This is a genomic window from Steroidobacter sp. (assembly GCF_016790065.1).
Lineage (GTDB): Bacteria > Pseudomonadota > Gammaproteobacteria > Steroidobacterales > Steroidobacteraceae > Steroidobacter.
Genome location: NZ_JAEUPY010000880.1, coordinates 1 through 2,357 on the forward strand (window position 1 = coordinate 1; position 2,357 = coordinate 2,357).

Sequence of the window (2,357 nt, forward strand, 5' to 3'; positions counted from 1 at the left end):
CGAGGCCGGGGCCGATGAGATGCAACACGTCAATTTCGTGTTCCTGAATTTCTTCTTCGACGAAGTGCAAGACACTCGCACGCCCGCCCGCTTCACCACCGTTGCCAAGCGCGCTTCCAAGCTCGATCTGAACTCCGAGGAAGTTCGTTCCTTCGTAAAGTTGATGAAGGACAAGCACACCGTGCTCGATCCAACGGTGACCATTTTCTATTCCATGTTTACCAACCAGCCCGGCACCATCGGGCCGGCGTACGCACCGATCGCGAACAGGTTGCCGCCGCAGATCCGGCGATCGTTGCTCACGGGTGGGTTGCCGATTCCGGCGGGTAGCGAGCAGCAGTATCGCGACTCGGCCGAGGCGATGTTGAAGATGATCAAGTTGTTGTACGACTCGGGCGTGCCGCTGGTGGCAGGCACCGACGATTTGCCGGGGTTCACCTTGCATCGGGAATTGGAAATATATGTGCAGGCCGGTATACCCGCGCCCGAGGTATTGCGTATCGCGACGTTGACTGCCGCGAAAGTGCTCAAGCGCGACGCGGACCTGGGCAGCATCGCGCCCGGGAAGTTGGCGGACATGATTCTGGTCGACGGCGATCCGGCACGGCGCATTAGTGACATCAGAAACACCGATTTAGTGGTCAAAGACGGCAAACTTTACGAGGTGCCGGCGTTATATGGCAGCATCGGCGTGCTGCCTCGCTGACGGGGCGGAACCGACCGCACCGTCAGTCCGTTTCTGTGACAACTCACATCGGGGCCCATTGGGCGGGAGTTCGTCATGTCGGTGTTCGGTAACAAGTCGATAGGAAACAATCTGGCAGTGTTAGCGACGGTGGGCTTGATGGCGCTGGGTGGCTGTGCCACCACCGGCGGCAACTTGACCAGTTCGGCGACGCGGTTGGAACGCAGCGCTGTGGCGCTACAAGAGGAAGCTCGCGACGATGGTGCACGCTCGGGATTCCGTAGCGATGCGCGAGAGTTGGCGGAAGAGGCGAGGGATTTCCGCCGGACGGTGGAAGATCGCCGCTCGGATGATGGTGATGTACGCGATGCGTTCAATGATGTTTCCAAGCGCTATCATGCGATGCGCGACGAGGTAGAACGTTCGCGCAGTCGGGAAGCTGAGGCGGAGTTTCGCCCAGTGACCGAGGCTTACTTGGATGTGGAACGAGAGATGCGGTCGCGAGATCGCCGGGATCGATATGCGAGTGACGAAAACTAATTATCTAGTCTTCTGCGTGGGCTTGATGGCGCTGGCGGCAGTGAATGTCGCCGGCGCCGATTCTATGCGCTGTGGCAAATGGGTGGTCAGCGAGGCCACGCCAGTGGATGAGCTGCTGACTAAGTGCGGTGAGCCGCGCAGCCGGGATGTCAGTAAAGACGATGTCTGGGCAACCAACGTCAATGGGATGAGAGTGAAGACCGGGGCGGTGACGACGACGGAGCGCTGGATCTTTCAGGCATCGTCCAGTGCGTTGCCCATGCAAGTGGTCATCGTCGATGGGAAGATCGTCAGCCTGACACGAGTCGACAAGTAGTTTGAATTCGAGTGCGGCCGGGCTGCGTTGCCCGGCCGCACGGAATTTGCGCCGGGTTACTCGCCCTTGCCAGCCCGCTTGTTACAGTTCTCGATGTCGCGCTTACTCATGGTGCGACCCCGGCTGGTGTAAGAGGACAGTTCGCCCAGGGCTTCGGCCACCTTGCGGCATTCCTTCATGTACGAGTCCAGGCTACCGCGGCGGTCGCCCTTGCCTTCGCACTGATCGCCTTCGCAACGCCACTTCACACCGCCGACTTCGGTTTCGCTCACCGTCGATACTGGAGTCACCAGCGTGGCCTGTGCGGCGTACGCCGGAGCGGCGGCCGATACCAGGTTGCTCATCGCCAGAGTACCGATTGCGATTGCACTCGCTATCGCCAACATACGCATCGTCGAATCTCCTTTGCTGCACAGGTCCGTTTGGAATGGGCGGCACTGTATGTAGCGCAGGCTGGAACGCCAATGCATTTTTCAGCACGAGTGAAGTGCCGCGGGCTCAGGAATGGAGTGCGCGTTTTGTGATGTGGGCGCGAGCGGGGAATGTTTGTTTGTTGTAGGAGACAGGCTGTTTTAAAGCCTTTTTGCTCGCGGCGCGTGCGTATGATGCATGGATTCTGTTTGTTTGTGAAGAATGATTAAAGAAAGATGAGACGTGTGATGGGGTGTTACATGGCTTGCGCAAGGGTTCTTTAGGAGAAGAGGCGTCGGTGGCTTGCGCTGTCCGGAGGGGGAGAGGTTCTCCGGGCACCGCGACGCACGCCGCGCCTACGCTGTCGCGTGGCGCGTTGCTGTACGTCCCTGTAGCTGCTGCTGG

4 protein-coding genes are annotated in these 2,357 nt (G+C 59.4%); 3 read left to right on the top strand and 1 reads right to left on the bottom strand.

What is annotated here, in order from left to right; genetic code table 11:
* The 3 genes from JNL55_RS35245 to JNL55_RS35255 form a co-directional block, all read left to right on the top strand.
* On the top strand, positions 1 to 706 hold a 706-nt coding region (locus JNL55_RS35245; RefSeq protein WP_293866047.1), incomplete at its 5' end, for an amidohydrolase family protein.
* Positions 707 to 781: 75 nt separating this feature from the next.
* Positions 782 to 1,225: a hypothetical protein gene (locus JNL55_RS35250; RefSeq protein WP_293866050.1), complete on the top strand. Its 444-nt coding sequence runs from the start codon at positions 782 to 784 to the stop codon at positions 1,223 to 1,225.
* Positions 1,212 to 1,541 carry a DUF2845 domain-containing protein gene (locus JNL55_RS35255; RefSeq protein ID WP_293866053.1) on the top strand — a complete coding sequence of 110 codons (330 nt, stop codon included), beginning with the start codon at positions 1,212 to 1,214 and terminating at the stop codon, positions 1,539 to 1,541. The genes JNL55_RS35250 and JNL55_RS35255 overlap by 14 nt, the downstream gene beginning before the upstream one ends.
* A gap of 56 nt (positions 1,542 to 1,597) precedes the next feature.
* On the opposite strand, the gene JNL55_RS35260 is transcribed toward JNL55_RS35255, so the two are convergent.
* On the bottom strand, positions 1,598 to 1,885 hold the full coding sequence (locus tag JNL55_RS35260; protein WP_293866056.1) for a CC_3452 family protein: 288 nt from the start codon (positions 1,883 to 1,885) through the stop codon (positions 1,598 to 1,600).
* Between the last annotated feature and the right edge of the window lie 472 nt (positions 1,886 to 2,357).

What these genes read in the sequence shown, in the direction of transcription:
- JNL55_RS35250 (WP_293866050.1), top strand. Translation starts at nt 782, where the DNA reads ATGTCGGTGTTCGGTAACAAGTCGATAGGAAACAATCTGGCAGTGTTA.
- JNL55_RS35260 (WP_293866056.1), bottom strand. Translation starts at nt 1,885, where the DNA reads ATGAGCAACCTGGTATCGGCCGCCGCTCCGGCGTACGCCGCACAGGCC.